The organism is Butyrivibrio sp., from assembly GCF_017433805.1.
Lineage (GTDB): Bacteria > Bacillota > Clostridia > Lachnospirales > Lachnospiraceae > Butyrivibrio.
This window is the reverse complement of record NZ_JAFRGN010000036.1, coordinates 210,124-227,246: the sequence shown is the minus strand read 5'-3', so window position 1 is coordinate 227,246 and position 17,123 is coordinate 210,124. Positions and strand designations below refer to the sequence as shown.

The window sequence follows — 17,123 nt, the reverse complement described above, 5'->3', positions numbered from 1 at the left end:
GATATATGGAAGAGAAGCTTCAAGTATGCATGCTCGCATGCATATACTTGAAACCTCGATGACATAACGGACATGAGGAAAGAAGACATACGAACGAAGTGAGTAGGTCGATTTCCGAATGGACGTAGGATTGCGTGAGCGAAGCGGAGCAATCCGTAATATCGCTCATAAGTAGTGGGTATATATAATGAATCAAAATCACATGTTCAGCAACAGGAAACTTCTCCTGTTGCTGATTCCTATTATAGCTGAACAATTTCTGAACTCCCTTATGGGAATGGCTGATTCCATGATGGTCAGCAACGTAGGAGCAGCGGCTCTTTCCGGTGTATCCCTCGTTGACTCCATCAACAATCTGGTAGTTCAGGCTTTTAATGCCCTTGCAACAGGTGGAGTTATCATCTGTTCAACTTATATTGGCCAGAAGGACATCAGAAGAGCTAATGAGGCAGCCAGACAGGTTATTCTGGTATCTGCCTTCATATCTCTTGCTGTTATGCTGATCTGTCTTCTTTTCAGAGGACAGCTCCTTAGAGGAATATTTGGACAGATAGATGCAGATGTTTATCAGGCAGCTAGTATCTATTTTATCCTGACTATTCTGTCTTACCCTGGAATATCTCTGGCTGCGGCCGGAAGTGCCATATTCAGGGCTCAGTCCAATACAAGACTTCCTATGAACGTAGCCATTGTTTCTAATATTCTGAACGTGGCTGGTAATGCGGTTCTTATCTATGTATTTGGGCTTGGAGTTTACGGAGCAGCTATTGCTACTCTGGTTTCAAGAGTATTTTCTGCAGTTGTACTGTTATGGCTTCTTCGCAGAGATAATCAGGAAATCTTCATCAGGCAGTATCACAATATCAGACCTGATTTTGACAAGATCAAACGTATCCTTGGAATGGGTATTCCAAACGGTATAGAGAATTCCATGTTCCAGTTTGGTAAGCTGGCTATTCAGTCATCTGTATCAACCCTTGGTACAATGGCGATTGCAGCTCAGGCTATGACCAATATCTTTGAGAACGTCAACGGTGTTGCGGGTATTGGAGTTGGTATAGGTCTCATGACCATAACTGGTCAGTGTCTTGGAGCAGGCAGGAAGGATGAAGCCATCTACTACACCAAGAAGATGATAGGATGGGGCTACATTGCAATACTGGCGAGCTGTCTGTTTACCTATGCTATTGCAAGACCAGTAACTATCCTTGCTCACATGGAACCAGATAGTGCTAAGCTTTGCATTTACATGCTGGGCTGGATCACTATAGCCAAGCCACTGCTCTGGGCGCCATCTTTCATTACTCCATATGCCATGAGAGCAGCTGGAGACGTTAAGTTCTCAATGATAATCGCTACACTTACCATGTGGCTTTGCAGAGTTACCCTTGCTACCTTCCTTATCCGCGTGGTTGGTATGGGTGCAATGGGTGTGTGGATCGGAATGTTTGCAGATTGGGCAATCCGAGGCATTATTTTTACTATCAGATTTGCCAGCGGAAAATGGATTCACAAAGTTGTCGAATAGTTATTAGTCTTTTAATGGTTTTTTAATTAAATAAGAATCTTATCTCCAATATAATTAGGGTGTAGTAAATTTTCGTATAAATAATTATGGCGAAACGTATGGAAGAGAGAAAAAGAAAGCTTTTCTTATATATACGCTACACCCTGACTGCAATTGGAATCATGCTTCTGATTGCAGCTATTATTACGCTTGTTTTTAGTATTCGCTCAGAAAATGAGGATACTGAAGTCAAAAGACCAACTATGGTCACTCACCGCGTACTGTTCCTGTGCGCATATAATCCACTTTATTATACATATGATGATCAGATAGAAGGCCTCAAACAGGCTCTCTATCCTAAGGGTATTGAGTTTGATGTGATTTACATGGATGCCAAGAATTATGGCACTGATGCTGATAAGCTTGATTTCCATGATTTCCTAAAGAAGAGGATGGAATCCAAAGACAGGGGCTACGAAGCAGTTCTTTTAGGAGATGATGATGCCCTTGCATTTGCACTCAAATATCAGGAGGAGCTTTTTAAGGGGCTTCCAATGGTTTTCTTTGGCATAAATGATGCGGACTTTGCTGTGAAATCTGCAGAAAATCCTATGATGACAGGCTTTTATGAAAAAGACTACCTGAGAGATTGCCTGGAACTTGCCATGGAAACTATGCCAGATAGAAAGACCTTCGTGGCGCTTCACGATGAGTCAGCTGCTGGTAAGGCGGATATGGATATCTTTTTCTCCTATGACCAGAAGTATCCGGATTATACCTTTACTGATATAAACACAGAAAGTCTCACTCAGGAAGAGCTTATTGGAGTGCTTAAGAGACTTCCCAAAGATGACGCAGTTCTTTTCTACATGACCAGTTATACAGATCGCAACGGAAATACTTATTCTATGCTGGATCGCACAAATACGGTTGTGACATATGCTGATGTGCCTATCATCAGAAATTATTCCGGTGGAAGAGATCAGGGCGTTTTGGGCGGAATATACATGGATTTTTCCATACAGACAAGGGACGCAGGACTTATTATTGTTGATGTCCTTGAAAATGACACGGATATTTCAATGTATCCTCTTGATCTGGTCACTCCAAGTAAGGCTGAGTTCAACTATAAACTCATGCAGAAATATGGCATAAAAGAGAGTATGCTTCCGCCAAATACGAATTACGTCAATAAGCCTTTTAATCCTCTGGAATACTATAAGAATATTATTCCGGCATCGATGCTTATTGTTACAGCCCTTATGCTACTGATGGTTACTGCGAATATGACAGTCACGCAACAAAAGTATGATAATGAGCAGCTTAAGATCTCAGCTGAGAAGCTGGAAAAATCGAGGAACAAGCTCCGTTATCAGGCTGAACATGATGATCTGTCAGATCTTTTGAACAGAAGAGCCATTGTTGAAACTCTGAACAGAGAAATCAAGAGCGACGAAAAATATGCGGTCATGATGGTTGATATAGACGGCTTCAAGGTTGTAAATGAGAACTATGGGCACAGTATGGCTGACTATATCATCAGGCATTTGTCCAGAGAACTCAAACAGCTTGCTATTGATAAGCGATGGCAGGTCGGAAGATATGGCGGAGATGAGTTCATTGTTATGGTTCCGGGCAAAAATCTGGAGGCGGATTCTGAGGAAGTACAGGAGATTCTGGAAGCCTTTAGAAAACCGATAGTAGCAGGCGAAGACACTCTGGCACTTTCTGCCAGCGTAGGTGTGTCAAATGCATCCGGAGATAGCTATCCTGAGCAGCACATTATAAATGCTGAGATCGCTATGTATGAAGCCAAGGAACATGGCAGGAATACAGCATTTATTTATGCTGACGAGATGCAGAAAAAGCTTCAGGAAGAGAGCTATCTCAAGACTCTGGTGAATGAAGCCTTTGATAATAATCTGTTCTACATGGTATATCAGCCCAAGATTGAGACTGCTACAGGCAAAACTATAGGCTTTGAGGCTCTTGTAAGGGCGAAAAACATTGCACAGGGACCAGGTACCTTTATTCCTGTTATTGAGAAAAATGGCTGGATCATCAGGCTTGGAAGAATCATAACAGAGCAGGTTGTTAAGCAGATGGCAGAATGGAGAGATCAGGGAAAAGAGCTCATTCCAGTTTCCATAAATTTCTCATCCAAGCAGGTTAATGATGTGGGCTTTATGAGCTTCTTAAAAGAACTGCTGGCAGAGTATCAGATACCACATAGATATATACAGATAGAGATTACGGAATCTCTTTTGATAGAGCAAAATATCCAGACCAAGAAGCTGTTCGAAGACTTTAAGGATTTGGGCTTCAGGATTCTGATGGACGATTTTGGAACAGGATATTCGTCCCTTGGTTATCTGATCTATATTCCTATAGATGAGATAAAGCTGGATAAGTCCCTGGTGGATGCTTATCTGATTCCTGGTAAGGACAGCTTTATCGGTGATGTAATTAAGCTTGCACACGACATGAACAAGACAATCATCATCGAGGGCGTTGAAGAAAAATGGCAGTATGACAGGCTCTGCGAGTTCAAAGCAGATGCAGTACAAGGCTATTATTTCAGCAGGCCACTCGAAGCTGATATGGCGATTGATTTCGTGGCAAACATGAATTGATATTTTCCAAACTATAATGACATGAAAGGGCGTGAAGTTTTATGAAGGGAATGAAGTTTTTTTGCAAAGGATTTGCAGCTTTACTACTTGTGTTAGGGGTACTTGGTGGGTCTTGCGTGAGAGCACAGGCCAGCGACTTTGACCCGTCTTTTTATGCAGCTCAGTATCCGGATGTTGTGGCTGCCTATGGAAGAGATCCGAACGCTCTGTATAGTCATTATGTGAATTTTGGAATAAATGAAGGCAGATATAAAAATGCGCAGGAAGCAGCCTCTGGAGAACATGAGGCATATACTGCACCTACAACCTATGTGGATGTGGACCTCGATAATCAGACCATGAACTACTATGTGGATGGCGTATCTGTACTGTCGTCCCCTATAGTTTCCGGTAATATCAAAAATGGCAATGGAACACCAAGAGGAGTGTTCTTTATTGATTCAAAGGTTCCTGGTAAGTACCTTGTAGGGCCAACCTGGAATGTATGGGTCAACAGATGGATGAGATTTACAGGGGCAGTAGGACTTCACGATGCCAGCTGGAGAAGCGAATTTGGCGGCGATATCTATACCTATAACGGATCTCATGGTTGTGTGAACCTCCCTAGTGATGTGGCTAACACCTTGTATGATATGGTTAGTGTTGGAACCATGGTTGTTGTACACTAAATAACATGATACAATTTATCTATAAAACATTTATGGAGGTAGAGATAATGTGGAGTAGAAAAGAAATTAAGGCTAGGGGTAAAGAGTGCTTTAAGCGAAACTACTGGAAATCTGTGCTGGTAGGAATCGTTTATTCTCTTTTCTTTGCATCATCATCAGGTGTAGCATGGAAACAGAATGGTGAACAGATTGAACAGGCTATGGCAGAAGGTACTATCGATGAGCAGACTTTGATAATAATTGCTGTAGCTATACTTGCAGTTCTGGCGTTTGTGGCCATTATCGTTGCTCTTTTTGATACGTTCCTGTTCAATCCACTTGAGGTCGGATGTAACAGATTCTTTATACAGAATCTTGATGCAAATGCTGATCTTGGTGAGATGGGATATGCTTTTAAACATGGCTATCTTAGCACTGTTGGTGGTATTTTCCTTAGAAACTTTTTGATTGCGCTTTGCTGTGTGCTATTCATTATTCCGGGAATAATACTGTCGTATTCCTATAGGCTGGTGCCATATCTTTTGGCAGATGAGCCGGGAATTAAGGCTGTTGAAGCTCTTAAGAAGTCAAGAGCTATGATGAAGGGCCACAAGTTTAATGCATTTGTTTATGACCTTTCATTTATTTTGTGGGGTATCCTGGTAGTATTAACACTTGGGCTTGCAGGTATCTTCTACGTTAACCCATATAAGCTCAGTTCTGATGCAGCTCTTTATAAGGCAATCAAGGGATAAAATATTAGCTGGATATAAGGTCTCAGGTTTTTAAACCTGAGGCCTTCTTTATTTCTTAAATCTTTCTTAAGGTTTGGCTCTAACCGGCAAATAATAAATGATATAACGTATAATTAATTTGCGATTATATTACCGCGTAGTAGAAAGGAAGATGAGACATGAGAAAAAGAATTGTATATCTTCTGACGGTAGCTTTGGCCTTGATGTGTGTTACTTCTGGCTGTGGTAATAAAGAAGCTGCAGGTGAAGTGACAGATTCTGCAGAGCCAGCTACTATCTCCTTGCTGAACATTAAGAGTGAGGTAAGCTCTCAGTTACAGACTCTTGCTCAGGAATACCAGAAAGAAACAGGAGTGACAGTAAATATCCTTAATGTTGAGTCTGGCGTTGATGCCCAGGCGACACTTAAGGGGTATTATTTGTCTGATCAGATGCCTGATATCATTGCCTGTGAATCCTCCGGTTTTGGTAACTGGGAGGGACTTCTGGTTGATATGAGCGATCAGGGCTGGGCTTCCAGAACTGATGCAGCCTACAAGGATTCGACTTATGGTACCCTTGGCTTTCCTTATACAACTGAGGCCATAGGTCTTGCTTATAACGCAGATATTTTGGCTAAGGCAGGCGTTGATCCAGCGTCCATCACGGGACCCGAGTCAATGAGAAAAGCCTTTGAAACAATAGATTCTAAGAAGGACAGCCTGGGCCTTAAGGCTGTTATTGGATATTGCGCAGAACCTGAGAATCTTGGATGGTCCGCAGGAAACCATATTATGGGTGCGTATTACGATTCAGGCCTTGACAGGGCTGACACTACATACATTGATATGCTTGGAAATGGCGGATCCTTTGACGATGAGAGACTTACTCATTTTGCTGAGATGATAGGTCTTTTCAATGAGTATTCTGATCCGGCTCTTCTGACAGATGGCGTATATAATGATCAGGTGCTGGGCTTTGCATCTGGTAAATATGCTTTCATAACCCAAGGGTCATGGATCGGTGCAACACTCACAGGTGATGATGCCAGTCAGTATGCCGCTGCCGGCAATTTCGAAATTGGAATGATCTCATATGCTTTTGAAGAAGGCATGGATACAATCCTTACCAGCGCTCCATCCTGGTGGGCAGTATCAAAAGAAGGAAATGTTGATGCAGCACTTGCATTCTTGCAGTGGTGCTCTGAGGATAGTGCGCAGAAGATTCTGGTAGAAGAAGCAGGCTTTGTAAGCCCATTTGTTGATTGCAAATATGTGGCTTCAGATCCATTTGCTCCTGTAATTTCCAGCTATATTTCAGCAGGTAAAACCTCCAGCTGGCACTGGATGGATATGCCAGAAGGACTTGGACAGAACGGTTTGTCTTTTGCCTTCCATCATTTCGCAAAGGGCGACACAGATGTGGCTGGTTTTGTTAATGAAATCAAGAAGATTGCCAAAGACTGGTACGCTAAATTATAAGGAGGGGACATGAGAGAAGATAAAGTTCGTATTAAAAAGATACATTCTATTATGTTCCAGCTGACGACATCAAATGTCATGATCTTCATAGCGTTCATAATAGTTATGGCCTTTGTGGTTCTGTCTATGAGGAGCTCCACAAATAGCAGTAAGAGCATGTTCAATACCATGATGAAGCTGACGCAGGATGAGGCAACACTAAAGAGTGATGTCATGTCTCTTTACGATCAGGCTACAGGCTATGTTGCAGCTTCTGCTGTTGAGACCAAGACAGCGCTTCTTCCTCAGATTGAAGCAGTAAGGTCGGCGATAGATGCAGATATTTCATCGCTTGAGACAGATTTTACAGCACTTGGTAATGAAGCTGCGATAGCGCAGATGGCTGAGATACGTCAGCAATATTCAAGGCTTAATAAGTTCATTGATTCATCTATAGAAAAATGTGATGCCGGAGATACTGATTCAGCCTACAATATTCTGTTTAATAAGGCTGAGATTCAGAAGGTGGCTATTTTCCATTCCACTAAGGTTTTGGATGAGGCAATAAATGCATCCTCTGATGCCACAATCCTCATGATGACCACCTTGCTTAAGTCCGGTAATATGACGGCTCTTATTGGTGTTATTGTCATTCTGATGCTGATCATATTCAGCTTCCTTATCAACTATAAGAACATCGTCAGAAAGATTAGGAGCATCAGTGACGAAGTTAATAGTATTATTACAGATATTGAGGCGGGCAAGGGCGATCTTACAGCAAGAATTGGAACAAAGACTAAGTCGGAGCTTCTTTTCATAACTACAGGTATCAACCATTTCATTGAGACACTGCAGGGAATAATGAAGGATGTAAAAGAGGGTTCCGGAATACTCACCAAGTCCTCAGAGGAAGTTGCGGAAGAGCTTCATATTGCTGATGACCACGTTACTAATACTTCTGCAGCATTGGAAGAACTTGCAGCCAGCATGGAGACAGTAACCGGCAATGTATCTCATATTAATGACAGTGTTGATAGCGTCAAGGCTGCGGCTCAGGATATTGCTGATCAGGCAACAGATGGTGCCAAGACTGCTGCTGAGATCAAAGCAGAGGCAGATGAGCTCAAGGCAAGAGTTAATACCAAAAAGACTGAGGCGGGAGAACAGGTGGAGAGCCTTTCTGCCACACTTATGGAATCTGTTCATGAGTCAGAGAAGGTTACTCAGATCAACGAGCTTACAAATGTCATTCTTGAAATTGCAAGCCAGACTAACCTTCTTGCCCTTAATGCTTCTATTGAGGCAGCACGAGCAGGAGAAGCCGGCAAGGGCTTTGCTGTAGTTGCTTCTGAAATAAGTTCTCTTGCGGATAACAGTAGACAGACAGCTGCCAATATCCAGAACATCAGTAATGAGGTTACAGATGCTGTTAATAATCTGGCCAAGAATGCTCAGGCTGTGCTTGATTATATCAATGGTCAGGTAATCGGCGACTATGATGAATTCGTTGCTACTGGTGAGAAGTATGAGCACACAGCTGACCTCATGGAGGATATGCTTGGTAAGTTTAATGACAAGGCTGAGAACCTCAATGAGATCATGCATGAGATGGTAGAGTCTGTATCACTTATCAGTACTTCAATCAGAGAGAGCTCACAGGCTATTTCCCAGTCTGCTGAGAGCTCGCAGGAAATTGTCGGTGGTATCAAGAAGATATCCAAGGCTATCGACAGAAATACTGAGGTTACTGAACAGCTTAATGATACAACACAGAAATTTGCAACTCTCTAAGCTTTTAGATATTATATTGAAAAAGGTTTAGTTGAGGGCAATATGACAAATTTTGGGGTAAAAGAAATAGTGGGCGCAAGAGGCGTGGCAGATGAGTCCGCAGTGCGCATTAAATATGAGAAGCTAACAAGGTCTTTGATAGAAAAGAGGCTCTCCATCACTACGATGGAGAGCTGTACTTCTGGCCAGTTAGCTTCTCTTATTACTGATACGGAAGGTTCATCCGCTGTGATAAAGGGAGCCTTTGTTACCTACTCCAATGAAGCCAAGGTTCAGATGGGGGTACCTGCTGGCGTTATTGAGGAGTATGGAGTTTATTCAGCTGAGACGGCGGTTGAAATGGCGAAGACCAGCAGAAGAGCTTACGACGCAGATATAGCTGTTGGTGTCACAGGAAGCTTTGGAAATGTGGATCCAAACAATGCAGACAGCACTCCGGGGGAAGTGTTTTTTGCTATTGAGACAGATAGTGGAGTTAAGGCCTATCACTGCACAGTTCCTGATCAGCCATCAAGGCTTTCCTATAAGCTATATATGGCTGATGTGATAGTGGAGGAGCTATTTGGCGCCATATAAAAAATGTGTTGCATATAACAGTTGCTCAGTAGTATAATGAACAATGCTGTGGAAACATTTTAGTGGAATTTAGTTTCCGAATTACATATTAAGGGCAAAATTAGAGTAATCTAATGACGCAAAGCTATAGGGTCCGAGAGGATAGCCAGTTGCATTTTAACTAGTAGCGATGCGTATTCGCTACTATTTTTTTTGCTGTTTTTTCATTGGTCAAAAAGGAGTTTGTAAGATGAAAAGTGGTGTTGAGATGAATAAAGAAGAACTTCGTGTTGCGCTCAAGAATGCGCGTGATTTTTTAGGTGGTGGTACCTATAGAAATCTTGAGGTATATGAAGCTTCTATAATAGCCGATTACAATAAGAAATCAGAAAAGCTCGCTAAAAAGGCTGCTGGAGGAATCGTAACTATATTTATGTGGTTCTGCCTCGGGTATTCTGCAGTTTTTTTGCCAGCGTTCTTATACTATACCAATAATAAATATGACGCCGATCTGTTGGGTATGGTTATAATTGCGATCATGTTCGGAATAGCTCTTCCATTTATTGCAAGAAAAAGAGTGGATCAGAAATTAGAGCTTCTTACAGCTGATACAAAGAGAATTCTAGGTAAGATCGAAGAGCAGAAGAAGGGACATGTGGCAGATCATCCTGAAATTTATGGCTTTATGCCAGATAAGTATGTAACAATTGCGTATATAGAAAAGCTTATGGAATATATCGATGATGGACGTGCTGAAACACTTAAAGAGGGAATCAATATTCTTGAAAGTGAAGCTCGTTTTAGAGGAATACGTTCAGATTATTCCATGGCAATCAGAGACCTCAAATTCCCTATGAATGCGTGAAAACATAAAATGGACCACTAACCCCGTCCCCTAGGACCATTTAGGCGGACGGGGTTACAAAAAAGGAAGTGCGATTTGCACTTCCTTTTTTAGTAGCGAGAGGGGGATTCGAACCCTCGACACCGCGGGTATGAACCGCGTGCTCTAGCCAGCTGAGCTATCTCGCCATATTTGTTGTCTGCCGCAGCCGACTTGTATACTATAACGCGTGGGAGCAATGTTGTCAACAAAGATTTTAGCATTTTTATAAAAAATTAGTTATACGTTTTGAAATTATCAATAATTCGTAGTAGTCCTATGTGATACAATAAAGTATATCGCATTCATATGCAAAACGCAGTAAAATAGCGATAAAAAAGGAGATAGAAATGGGAGTAGTTGTTGGAAACTCATTTTGGTTTGATTTTGAGGTTAGGCTAATGGAGTTCTTGCAGAGAACTCTGGGTGAGACAGGAGTAAATATTTTTTCATTTTTCTCAACCTTTGGTGAGGAAATGATGCTGATTCTGATTCTTGGCTTTTTATTCTGGTGTTATGACAAGAAAGCTGGTACCTACGTGGGAATAAATGTAATGATGGGTATCGTGCTTACGCCACTTATTAAGAATGTTGTCTGGAGAAGACGTCCTTATTTTGATCATGAGACCATTAAGTGCTTCAGGCCGGTTGAAAAGGATGCTGATATCTATGACATAGCAGCTCAGGGCTTTTCTTTCCCAAGTGGACATTCAACTAATTCGGCTGCAGTTTATGGATCACTGGCAAGGTTCTACAAAAAGCCTGTGTTCACAGTACTTGCTTTTGTACTTCCTTTCCTCGTTGGCTTTTCCAGAGTGGTTGTTGGCTGTCATTATCCAACAGATGTATTGTGCGGATGGCTTACTGGTACAGTTATCGTGTTTGTTATGCCAGCTATTATCAGCAGAGTAGATGAGAAGAAGCTGTGGATTGCATATCTTATCATCTTCCTTATTTCAGCTATAGGTCTTTTCTACTGCAAGACCTCTGATTATTTCTCAGGACTTGGACTTATGGGCGGATTCTTTTGCTCAGCTTTGTTTGAAAAGAGATTTGTCAATTTCGAGACAACAAGAAATCCTCTGTTCTGCGTAACAAGACTTCTTGGTGGAATTATTGTTTACTTCGCACTTAACACGTTGTTTAAGATGCCATTTAGTAAAGAATTCCTGGATTCAGGAGTTTTTCTTGCTAATATCGTTAGGTTTTTTAGATATGCAATAGTGTCCTTCCTGACAATCGGTGTATATCCGTTTTTTTTCAAGGCAGAAGGATTTCTTAACAAAGATAAGTAAATAGTAGACGTCATGCGATAACAGGAGGGCATAATATGTGGGCTTATGAAACTTCTTTTTATCAGATCTATCCATTGGGCTTTTGTGGAGCTCCTTTTGAAAATGATGGCAAACTTGAGCACAGAATTCTAAAGGTGATCGACTGGATTCCTCATTTCAAGAAGCTGGGAATCGGCGCAGTTATGTTCAACCCTGTATTTGAGTCAGATACCCATGGCTATAATACAAGGGATTACAAAAAGATCGATGTTCGTCTTGGAACTAATGCTGATTTCAAGAAGGTCTGCGATGCACTTCACAAGGAAGGCATCAAGGTTGTTCTTGATGGCGTATTTAATCATGCTGGTAGAGGTTTCTTTGGCTTTGTAGATGTCCTTGAAAAAAAGTGGGATTCTCCCTACAAGGACTGGTTCAATATTAGTTTTGACGGAAACAGCAATTACAATGATGGTCTGTGGTACGAGGGCTGGGAAGGAAACTTTGACCTGGTTAAGCTTAATCTTCGTAACCCTGCAGTTACAGATTATCTCATGGAGAGCGTTAAATTCTGGATTGATGAATTCGGAATAGATGGTCTTAGACTTGATGTGGCATACTGCGTAGATCCTGATTTTATCAGAAGGCTTCGCAGAGAGACTCCCGCCTGGAAAGAGGACTTCTTCCTGATGGGCGAGATGATAGGCGGAGATTATAACCGCATTATGGGAGATGACCTTTGTCACAGTGCTACTAACTATGAGTGCTACAAGGGCATGCATTCAGCTCTTAACAGCATGAACCTCTTTGAGATTGTTCATTCACTGCTCAGACAGTTCGGACCTGAGAACTGGACACTTTACAGAGGTAAGCACCTCCTTGCATTTGTAGATAACCACGATGTCAGCAGAATTGCCAGTGTTCTTCAGAGGCCACAGCATCTGCCACTTATTTATACTCTGATGTTTGGAATGCCTGGAATTCCTACAATCTACTACGGAAGTGAGTGGGGAACCAAGGCTGATAAGTCTCAGGGGGATCCGGCTCTTCGTCCATGCTTTGATGCACCTGAGTGGAACGAGCTGACGGATGTTATCAGTAAGCTCTGCCATGCGAGAGAGGGCTCCAAGGCGTTGTCCTATGGAGAATTTAAGTCACTTCTTCTTACGAACAGACAGTGCATTTTTGAAAGAGAAACTGAGGGCGACAGAGTCCTTGTAGTAATAAATGCTGATGAGAATCAGTTCCATGCTGACTTTGATGCAAGAGCTGGAAGAGCAACGGACCTGATTACGGGAGCTGAGATAGACTTTGGCGGAGGCCTGGATATCCCGGCTTACACAGCATATCTTCTCCAAATATAAGAGTTACCTGTAAGGAAAGGCATAAAACATATGAAAATTCACTACGACAAACTATATAAAGACGACAGAAAAAATGAGCTACTTGGTATTGGTGTGCCTTTTCCTAAGGGAGAACTGACCCAGAAAGATTTTGAAAGGCTTGCAGTCCTTGATTCGGGCAGCATCATTCCATCCCAGTTCAAGGTGACCTCCACCTGGGAGGATGGCTCCATCCGGTTTGTTTACGCAAGATTCCTTGGAACACTTCCAGGTAATAAGGCTAAAGACTTTGTGCTGGTCACTACCTCAAGCCTTATAGATGGCAGTAATGCCTTTGCTGATCAGATCAATAATAACTTTGTGACTAAGACTAACAGTACGATTTCTGTCACGAACGGACTTATCAATTTCAAGGTTTCTGATTTCCAGAAGGAGGCCTTCCAGAGCTTTGTTTATGACAATCATGTATTCAAAAAAGAGCAGTTTTCCGGCCCTGTTTTAAAGCTTGATGGTAAAACGCTTTCTCCAATATTTGAATTGTGGAACGTAATTGAGAATGGCCCAATCTATTCAGTAATTGAGGCTACGGGACATTTTGAGGACGCAGACAATAAGCTTAGCGGTGAAGGAATCAAGTTCACGCTTCGTCTGTCCATAACCAGCGACAAGCCATGGCTGGAAGTAGCGCTCAAGGTAATTAACTGCACAGAGGACAGCATAGAGCCGGATGAGCTTATATTTGAGCTCAGGAACCTTGGCAAAAACAAGGTAACTCCTAGAACAACTGTAGGTATTTCCAACTATAAAACAAACTTTGAAAGTAGTGAGGATGGAGAAGAAGTATCCAAAACTATAACAGCTGAGTATCTGGAAAAAGAGGCAAATGAGCATTTTGCAGAGGTTATCTACGGAACCTTTATGGCAGATGTTTCAGACTTTGGATCAGGTGTTGGAGTATGTGCCACAGTTTTTCAGGCTCAGCAGAATTTCCCTAAGGCTATAAGTGCCAGCAGTGATGGCATCAAGATATATCTTTTACCGGATAAAAACGAGCTGTCTCAGATTTCCAAGGCACAGCCAGTGAGGTTTGAGTCTGGAATGGCAAGAGAGCAGAGGTTCCTTCTGCATTTCCATGATGCTGATGAGGAACTTTATGAGCTTAACAACAGGAGTATCATCTACCAGATGCCGGATACGGGCTATGTAGATACTGAAGTTTTCGAGGAGGCCAAGGTCTTTCCTGATATTTTCCTTGCGCCTGACAAGCAGATAGATGATGTGGAGATTGCGCTTATAGATAAGGCTGATTCCCATGCAAGGTGCTATGGAATGCTGTGTTGGGGCGATGCACCTGATCCTGGCTATACGGCTCAGGGAAGAGGCGGCGGAGACCTTGTCTGGACTAACAATGAGTACGACTACCCCCACGCTATGTACATGATGTATGCAAGAACAGGTATCCGCAGAATGCTGGACTATGCCAATGTGGCCTGCTGGCACTGGATGGATGTGGATATCTGCCATTACAACACGGATCCTATTTTTATAAATGGTCAGTGGGAGCACCAAAGGAAGCATACTGGCGGGTCAGAGGATGGTAAAGGCTCACGAGGAATCATGGCATGTTCCCATGAATGGGTAGAGGGACTTCTTGATCACTATCATTTCACTGGCGATGAGAGAGCCTTTGAGGCTGCTATTGGAATTGGCGAAAATGTTCTGGCTCTTTTGGAGACACCTGAATATCAGAAGCCTGGCGAGATAAGTGCAAGAGAGACGGGATGGGCCCTTAGGAGCCTCACAGCTCTTTATGTGGAGACCCATGACAGGAAGTGGCTCACCAGGGCTGACTGGATTGTTGGCCAGTTTGAGCAGTGGAACGACAGATATGGCAACTGGTTGTCACCATATACTGACAATACCACAATCAGAGTGGGCTTCATGATATCTGTGGCTATTGGCTCACTGATGCGCTACTACAGGGCAGTTCCAAGTGGACGTGTTAAAAAACTTATATTAAAAGCCATCGACGATATCGTTGATAATTGCAGAACACCTCAGGGACTTTTTTACTACAAAGAGCTCCCAAGCCTTTCCAGAAACGGTAATAACACATTACTTCTGGAATCCATGGCTATTGGCTATGAGCTTACAGGAGAGGAAAGATATCTGGATTATGGCATAAAGACATTTAAGAAACAGATTGGCAACCAGAGCGGTGTTTCTTTTACCAAAAAAATAGTTGAGGATACTGTAATGGTTGGCAATGGACCTACCAAAAATTTTGCCCAGTCATTTTTGCCATTGACCTTCTTCTATGTCAAGGCAGTACTAGCAAATAAGTTGTTGCAATAGGAGTTTTATATTATAATTTATTTATGGAAATACGTACACCTATAATTGCAATATTGGTATCTATCATACTGTTGGTAATCTACCTTCGAAGGAATGTTCCGCAGCTTATTTCTGCGCGAGTTTTCTTCGTTTTCTTGGTGTCGGTCTTTTTTAACAACTTGTGTGAGATATTGGAGTGCGCAGCGTTCCTGTTTATTAAAGAAAATGATTCTGCAGCAGCTCTTAGAGGAGTGGCTCAGATTCTGTACGTTGGATCTCTTTTGTTCTGTGCATTTATCATGTGCATATATGTCTATACCAAGACTACGCTTAAGAGAACGGTTTCCAACAGAATGGTGGTAATTACAGGACTTCCTGTGGCTTTTGCCGTAGTTACAGCAACCATCATGGGACTCAAGGTTGGAATAAACGCTTATGGTTATTACTACAATTATGGCCCGGCAGCACAGATCTGTTACCTGGTAGGTTTTGTATATATCTTTCTGTCGCTGATGCGAATTATATATTTTAAGGAGCGAATCCCAAAAGAAAGCTTTTATTCGATACTTACTGGTCTGGTCATCTGGACAGTATTATCGCTGTATCAGTTCATTGACAGAGGAATGCAGGTATCGGCCATCGCCATGATGATGATGGCACTGATTCTTTTCCTGTCGATGGAAAATCCAAGAGAGTACTACGAGAGATCCATAGAGGGAATCAGGAACAGGGATGCCTTTGAAATGGCTCTTTTGGAAAAACTTGGACTTAAAAGAGATTTCTTTATAGTATCTATTATTTTTACAGGAAAAACAGCAGTCATGTCCAATTCGGAGAGGAGCGAGATGACTGAGCTGATGAAGATAGTTGGTAAGATTTCCGAGACCTATGTAGGTGCGCCGGCTTATCTTTTTAACTGGAATACGCTATGTTCTATCATTAAGACACCTGAGAGGGTGGAGACCTTCATGAACATAGTCAATAACTTAAAGGACAATGAGGGTAAGAATTACAGACTAACCTTTGCAGTTTTGGAACTTCCTAAATATGCGTCTGAGCCTGAGAAGGCGCTTCAGATTCTGGCTTATGTTTCTGGAGAGTACGCTTTTACTCAGTCTTCACCGAACCTTGTGATAGACCAGACGGTTGTGGACAAGATGACCTACAGAAATTCCATCGAGGATGTGGTCAGAACAGCAGTAAAAGAGAGAAGCTTCGACGTATATTACCAGCCAATCCTGTCGGTTGCGGACGGAAGCTTTTGTTCTGCAGAGGCGCTTGTAAGACTTAGGAGACCTGATACGGAGAATTATATTTCTCCTGAGGACTTCATCCCGATTGCCGAGAAATGCGGACTTATTCAGGAAATTGATGATCTGGTATTCGAAAAGGTTTGTTCTTTCATTGCCAAAGAGAACCTTAGTAGCTACGGTATCAAGACTATAGAGGTTAACCTTTCCGGTAACGAAGCTGTTGACGAGCAGACACACATAAGGCTCATCAACAAGATGAACAAATATCATATTCCACCCAAGTTTATCAATTTCGAGATCACAGAAACTTCCTACATCAATAATGATGAGGTGTTTAAAGAAAATGTGACAAGGCTCCGTGAAAGTGGAAGTACCATTTCCATGGATGACTTTGGATCAGGCTATTCCAATCTTTTGGAGATCCTCAAGATGGATTATGCACTGGTCAAGATGGATAAAGAGTTTGTATGGAGCTGTCTTGATAAAGACAAGCCGGAGAATATGAGGATGCTGGATTATACCATTAAATTCCTCAAGGACTTCGGGCTTCACATCCTGGCAGAAGGTGTAGAAACACTGGACCAGGCCCAGATACTCATAGATAAGGGCGTTGAGTATCTACAGGGATTCTATTATTCAAGACCAATACCAGAAGAAGAATACATTGATTTCCTCAAAACACAAAAGGGCATGTTTGCGAAAGGAGACTAAT

Annotated in this window: 12 protein-coding genes, 1 tRNA gene and 1 riboswitch; of the genes, 12 read left to right on the top strand and 1 reads right to left on the bottom strand. The window is 42.2% G+C overall.

Annotation, left to right across the window (positions count from 1 at the left end; translation table 11 throughout):
- Positions 1 to 187 precede the first annotated feature (187 nt).
- The 8 genes from IJI01_RS09870 (at position 188) to IJI01_RS09835 (ending at position 10,192) form a co-directional block, all read left to right on the top strand.
- On the top strand, positions 188 to 1,528 hold the full coding sequence (locus IJI01_RS09870) for an MATE family efflux transporter (RefSeq protein ID WP_292189494.1): 1,341 nt from the start codon (positions 188 to 190) through the stop codon (positions 1,526 to 1,528).
- Positions 1,529 to 1,626: 98 nt separating this feature from the next.
- On the top strand, positions 1,627 to 4,140 hold the full coding sequence (locus IJI01_RS09865) for an EAL domain-containing protein (protein ID WP_292189492.1): 2,514 nt from the start codon (positions 1,627 to 1,629) through the stop codon (positions 4,138 to 4,140).
- 41 nt (positions 4,141 to 4,181) lie between these two features.
- Complete coding sequence (locus IJI01_RS09860; protein ID WP_292189490.1) at positions 4,182 to 4,808, top strand: L,D-transpeptidase; 627 nt, start codon at positions 4,182 to 4,184, stop codon at positions 4,806 to 4,808.
- Between the two features lie 47 nt (positions 4,809 to 4,855).
- Positions 4,856 to 5,542 carry a DUF975 family protein gene (locus IJI01_RS09855; RefSeq protein WP_292189488.1) on the top strand — a complete coding sequence of 229 codons (687 nt, stop codon included), beginning with the start codon at positions 4,856 to 4,858 and terminating at the stop codon, positions 5,540 to 5,542.
- A gap of 158 nt (positions 5,543 to 5,700) precedes the next feature.
- Positions 5,701 to 7,002, top strand: a complete 1,302-nt coding sequence (locus tag IJI01_RS09850; protein ID WP_292189487.1) for an ABC transporter substrate-binding protein — start codon at positions 5,701 to 5,703, stop codon at positions 7,000 to 7,002.
- A gap of 9 nt (positions 7,003 to 7,011) precedes the next feature.
- Positions 7,012 to 8,772, top strand: a complete 1,761-nt coding sequence (locus tag IJI01_RS09845) for a methyl-accepting chemotaxis protein (RefSeq protein WP_292189485.1) — start codon at positions 7,012 to 7,014, stop codon at positions 8,770 to 8,772.
- Positions 8,773 to 8,814: 42 nt separating this feature from the next.
- Positions 8,815 to 9,348: a CinA family protein gene (locus tag IJI01_RS09840; RefSeq protein WP_292189483.1), complete on the top strand. Its 534-nt coding sequence runs from the start codon at positions 8,815 to 8,817 to the stop codon at positions 9,346 to 9,348.
- Between the two features lie 83 nt (positions 9,349 to 9,431).
- Positions 9,432 to 9,505: riboswitch (cyclic di-GMP riboswitch) on the top strand.
- Between the two features lie 72 nt (positions 9,506 to 9,577).
- Positions 9,578 to 10,192, top strand: coding sequence for a hypothetical protein (locus IJI01_RS09835; protein WP_292189481.1), 615 nt, complete (start codon positions 9,578 to 9,580; stop codon positions 10,190 to 10,192).
- A 93-nt stretch (positions 10,193 to 10,285) separates the two neighbouring features.
- On the opposite strand, the gene IJI01_RS09830 is transcribed toward IJI01_RS09835, so the two are convergent.
- Positions 10,286 to 10,359 (bottom strand) — tRNA-Met (locus IJI01_RS09830).
- A 201-nt stretch (positions 10,360 to 10,560) separates the two neighbouring features.
- On the opposite strand from IJI01_RS09830, the gene IJI01_RS09825 reads away from it, so the two are divergent.
- The 4 genes from IJI01_RS09825 (at position 10,561) to IJI01_RS09810 (ending at position 17,122) form a co-directional block, all read left to right on the top strand.
- The gene (locus IJI01_RS09825) at positions 10,561 to 11,505 is read left to right on the top strand and encodes a phosphatase PAP2 family protein (protein ID WP_292189479.1); all 945 of its coding nucleotides are present in this window, start codon (positions 10,561 to 10,563) and stop codon (positions 11,503 to 11,505) included.
- 35 nt (positions 11,506 to 11,540) lie between these two features.
- A complete protein-coding gene (locus tag IJI01_RS09820) occupies positions 11,541 to 12,845 on the top strand; it encodes an alpha-amylase family glycosyl hydrolase (protein ID WP_292189477.1) in 1,305 nt (434 codons plus the stop codon).
- 30 nt (positions 12,846 to 12,875) lie between these two features.
- Positions 12,876 to 15,179, top strand: a complete 2,304-nt coding sequence (locus IJI01_RS09815; RefSeq protein ID WP_292189474.1) for a beta-L-arabinofuranosidase domain-containing protein — start codon at positions 12,876 to 12,878, stop codon at positions 15,177 to 15,179.
- Between the two features lie 170 nt (positions 15,180 to 15,349).
- Entirely contained in the window at positions 15,350 to 17,122 is a 1,773-nt protein-coding gene (locus tag IJI01_RS09810; RefSeq protein WP_292189470.1) for an EAL domain-containing protein, read from the top strand.
- Position 17,123 lies beyond the last annotated feature (1 nt).